This window comes from Mesorhizobium sp. M7A.F.Ca.US.014.04.1.1, from assembly GCF_003998745.1.
Taxonomy (GTDB): Bacteria; Pseudomonadota; Alphaproteobacteria; order Rhizobiales; family Rhizobiaceae; genus Mesorhizobium; species Mesorhizobium ciceri.
Genome location: NZ_RZRW01000504.1, coordinates 1 through 4,154, shown reverse-complemented (window position 1 = coordinate 4,154; position 4,154 = coordinate 1). Strand labels below are relative to the sequence as shown.

Here is a 4,154-nt window from a genome sequence, read left to right as displayed (position 1 = left end):
GGGCCGCACCTCGCCGCCCTATCATGGCCACGGCATGCAGCCGGGCGAGAGGCTGTGCGGCCCGGCCGCTCGACATAGCGCGCATCGTCACCGACCCAGCGCAGCGACAGCGCCCGGCGCCGCGCCGCGGTCATATTGCCACGCGCGCCATGCGCGGTCCTGAAGTCGAACAGGATGGCGTCGCCCGGCTCCATTTCCCATTCGAGCACCTTCATCGAAGGGTCCTTGTCGGGATCGGGCACCGGCAGATAGTCGCCCTCGCCGGCATAGAAATTGCTATCGTCGAGCCAGCGCACCGGCAGGATCATCTTGTCCCATTTGTGCGAGCCGGCGATCAGCCGCAGCGTCGCCTCTTTCACCGGGTCGATGGGTATCCAGAAGCTCACCGTCTGTTGGCCATCGACGAAATAGTAGGGGATGTCCTGATGCCAGGGCGTCGGCTTCTGCGTGCCGGGTTCCTTCACCAGCACATGATCATGGAAGAACTGCGCGGTGCGCGACTGCATCACCGCCGCCGCCAGTTCGGCGGCGGGTGAGTCCCGTACCAGGCTGACGAATTCGGGGATGCGCTCCCAGTTGCAGTAGTCATCGAAGAAACTACCGCGACCGTTGGCTATGTCGGATGCGGTGGCGCTGCGGTTCTGCATGTTGCGTTCGATGCCGGCGGCAATCGTGTCGACCCAGCCCTTGAAGGCGCCGCGAATGCAAACAGCGCCGTCACGCTGATAGTCGGCAATCGTGGACGCGCCGATCCTGGTGGCGTCGAGGGTGGCAGTCCGGGAAGCCATGGCGTTCTCCTCTTGGAATAAAGCCACTATCGCAACATCTATTCATTCGGTAAAATAATAACTATCGATCTGACATATAGAGTGCCTCTATGAGTGTGACTTTCACGCAGCTGCGCTATCTGGTTGCCGTGGCGCGTCACGGCAGCGTCACCGGCGCGGCAAGGATGCTGAACGTCTCTCAGCCGTCGATCTCGGTGGCCATCGACGCGGTCGAAAAGAATTTCGGCCAGAAACTGTTCGTCCGCCAGCGGGGAAGCGGCGTGTCGCCGACATCGTTCGGCCGCGCCGTCGTGGCCAAGGCAAGGCAGGTTCTCACCGAAACGGAGGAACTCATCGGCCTGGGTTCAAGCAAATCGGCTGTCAGCGGCGAGTTGGTGTTGGGATGCTTCGAGGATCTGGCGCCTTTCTTCGCGCCGGCTTTGATCCGCGCCTTCTCCGAACGCTATCCGGCCGTCAAGATCGTCGTTCGCGACGAGACGTTCGAGACGCTGGGTCGACGGCTGGGTGACGCGGCCATCGATCTCGGCCTGACTTATGATCTCAGCCTGCCGACGCATTTCGCCCGCATCCTGCTGCGTGAACTTCGCCCGCACGCGCTGTTGCCGGCAGGCCATGCCCTGGCGGATCGCCCGTCGGTCAGCCTTGCCGATCTGGCCGCCTATCCGCTGATCACCACCGACCAGCCGCACAGCTGGCAGCATATGCTCGACCTGTTCCGCAGCCGCGGCCTTTCGCCTGTGGCCGACATGACGACAAGCTCGTTCGAACTGCAACGGAGCATGGTCGCCAACGGCTTCGGCGTTGCGGTCAGCTACACCCGCCCGCATGGCGACCGCAGCTATGACGGGCTGCCGCTCATCTGCAAGCCGCTGTCGGATCCGCTGCCCATGCAGCGGATCCTGCTTACCTATGACACGCATCAGCGTGTGTCGAATGCAGCGCTGGCCTTCGTCGAGGTGGCCAAGGACTGGTTCGCCACCCGCGACATCTTTGCCTCGTGAAAGGCTGACGGGCGCCGCGTCTCCGCTTGCCGCTTGACGGTTTCCGCCGCTGCTGCCACTCCATGGGCATGGAAACCATCCAGTCGAAAGCGGCCCAGGGCCGTGTCGCCGATGCGCCGAACGGCCATTGGGTCTACCGCGTGCTGCCGCGCTCGATATGGCCCTATGCGCAGCTTGCGCGGTGGGACAGGCCGATAGGCTGGCAACTGCTGCTGTGGCCGTGCTGGTGGTCGGCGGCCTTGGCGGCAAGCGCCTATCCGCGTCCCGGCGACCCGCTGCTCTCACTGCTGCCGGCGCCTTTGTATCTTGTGCTGTTCCTGGTCGGGGCCATCGCCATGCGCGGCGCCGGCTGCACCTACAACGACCTCGTCGACGAGGACATCGACAACCAGGTGGAGCGCACGCGCTCGCGACCGCTGCCGTCAGGCAAGGCGACGCGCCGGCGGGCATGGCTGTTTCTCGTCCTGCAGGCCCTGGTCGGCCTCGTCGTGCTCATCCAGTTCAACAGCTTTGCCGTCCTGCTCGGCATCTGCTCACTGGCGGTCATCGCCATATATCCGTTCATGAAGCGGATAACCAACTGGCCGCAACTGGTGCTCGGCCTTGCTTTTTCCTGGGGCGCGCTGATGGGATGGGCGGTCGAGTTCGGCGATCTCGATGGGCCTGCTGTCATGCTCTATATCGGCTCGATCCTGTGGGTGATCGGCTACGACACGATCTACGCGCACCAGGACAAGGAAGATGACGCCATTGTCGGCGTGCGCTCGACGGCACGCCTGTTCGGCGACAACACCAAGGCCTGGCTGGCCGGACTTTATGGCGGCGCGCTGATCTGCTTCGCCATCGCCTTCGCGTCGGCGCAGGCGCCGGTGGTGGCGCTGGCCGGGCTGATCGCCGCCGGCACCCATATGGCGCGGCAGATCGCCGTGTTGGACATCGACAATCCGGACCAATGCCTGCGCCTGTTCAGGTCGAACAACCAGGTCGGCTGGCTGATCTTCCTCGGCCTGATCGGCGGCGCTGTGTGGGTGGCTCTGAAGCCGCTGGTTTAGCGGGCTTTTTCCCTTCTCCCCTTGTGGGAGAAGGTGGATTGGCGCGCAGCGCCAAGACGGTTGAGGGGTGCTGGACGGAGTGCCGGCGTTGCCAAGCTGGAACACCCCTCATCCGACCGAGCTTCGCTCGGCCACCTTCTCCCACAGGGGGAGAAGGAAGAACCTTCCTACTCCCGCGAAATAATCTCCTGGCCGTCGACGACCAGCCTGAGACCGAGGTCGCCAGCTCTGCGGCGAGCGAGGAAACGCGGGCGGCGCGTGTTCGAAATCCGCCCCTTGCGCCGATCCTGCGGCGGCAGCGTCTTGATGGCGGCGCCGAGCGATTCTTCCAGGGTGCGGGCAACGCCGTCCGATTCGATGAGCAGCATCGGCAGGCGGTAAGCGTCGGCCCAGGCGCGCCGGTCGGCTGCGACATCGTCGAGATCGTCGGCCACCAGCAGCGGCACCGACAGCATCGGGTCGTTGTGCAGGAGTTCCAGGGTCACCGTGACATTGCCGTCCGGATCCTCCATGGCGCGGGCGGCAACGCCGCGGAACGCATTGGAAGGCAGAACGATGATCGCGGGCAGGCCGCTCATCTCGAGCAAGCGGCGGATCACGGCGCCGCGCTGGTCGATGGTGAAGGTTACATCGCCGTAGTCGTCGCGAGTCGCGTAGCTCACCACTTGCGGCAGGCGGAATGGGTCGAGACGCATGTTGCGTCCCGCCCAGACTGGCTTCAGTCCGGTGTTCATAGAGTGGCCTTCCTGTCTGTCTCCTGAGAGCCGGTGTCCGGTTCTCTCCGGGCCGGTTTTTCCAGCCTCGTTTGTATGGAGACAGTAGCGCGGGCTCCTTACCGCCCCGCTTAAGAAAGTCGGTTAAATTTTGCTGATCTCAGGGATGGTTATCGGAATCCCACCAGCCACAAGATGTCGAAAGGATCAGATAACCTTACCCGGATTCATGATGCCGGCCGGGTCGAAAGCGGCCTTCACCCTTCGCATCAGATCGATCGCCATCGGCGGCGCGGTGGCGATCAGTTCGTCGCGCTTCAACTGGCCGATGCCATGCTCGGCCGAGATCGAACCGTGCAGGCTGCGCACCACATCGTGCACCGCCTTGTTCATGGGGTGATAGAGAGCGAGGAACGCCTCATCGTCGCCGTCGACGGGCCGGGAAATGTTGTAGTGGAGATTGCCGTCGCCCATATGGCCGAAGCAGACCACGCGCGCGCCGGCGCTCACCGACGCCACCGCGCCGGCGGCTTCTTCGATGAAACGCGGGATCGAGGCGATAGGCACCGAAATGTCGCGCTAGGTCGCTGCGCCCTCCGG

At 64.1% G+C, this 4,154-nt stretch carries 4 protein-coding genes and 1 pseudogene; 2 read left to right on the top strand and 3 right to left on the bottom strand.

The window, feature by feature from the left end:
* Positions 1–788: phytanoyl-CoA dioxygenase family protein (locus EOA22_RS26190; protein ID WP_127390317.1), on the bottom strand; the 788-nt coding region annotated here is incomplete at its 3' end.
* Positions 789–877: 89 nt separating this feature from the next.
* On the opposite strand from EOA22_RS26190, the gene EOA22_RS26185 reads away from it, so the two are divergent.
* Both EOA22_RS26185 and ubiA read left to right on the top strand, forming a co-directional pair.
* Entirely contained in the window at positions 878–1,789 is a 912-nt protein-coding gene (locus EOA22_RS26185; RefSeq protein ID WP_063167661.1) for a LysR family transcriptional regulator, read from the top strand.
* Positions 1,790–1,857: 68 nt separating this feature from the next.
* Positions 1,858–2,841: a 4-hydroxybenzoate octaprenyltransferase gene (ubiA, locus tag EOA22_RS26180; RefSeq protein ID WP_063170187.1), complete on the top strand. Its 984-nt coding sequence runs from the start codon at positions 1,858–1,860 to the stop codon at positions 2,839–2,841.
* A gap of 167 nt (positions 2,842–3,008) precedes the next feature.
* On the opposite strand, the gene EOA22_RS26170 is transcribed toward ubiA, so the two are convergent.
* Entirely contained in the window at positions 3,009–3,575 is a 567-nt protein-coding gene (locus tag EOA22_RS26170; protein WP_127390316.1) for a DUF6101 family protein, read from the bottom strand.
* A 186-nt stretch (positions 3,576–3,761) separates the two neighbouring features.
* Positions 3,762–4,154: pseudogene (locus EOA22_RS26165) on the bottom strand (FAD-binding oxidoreductase); the annotation flags it as partial.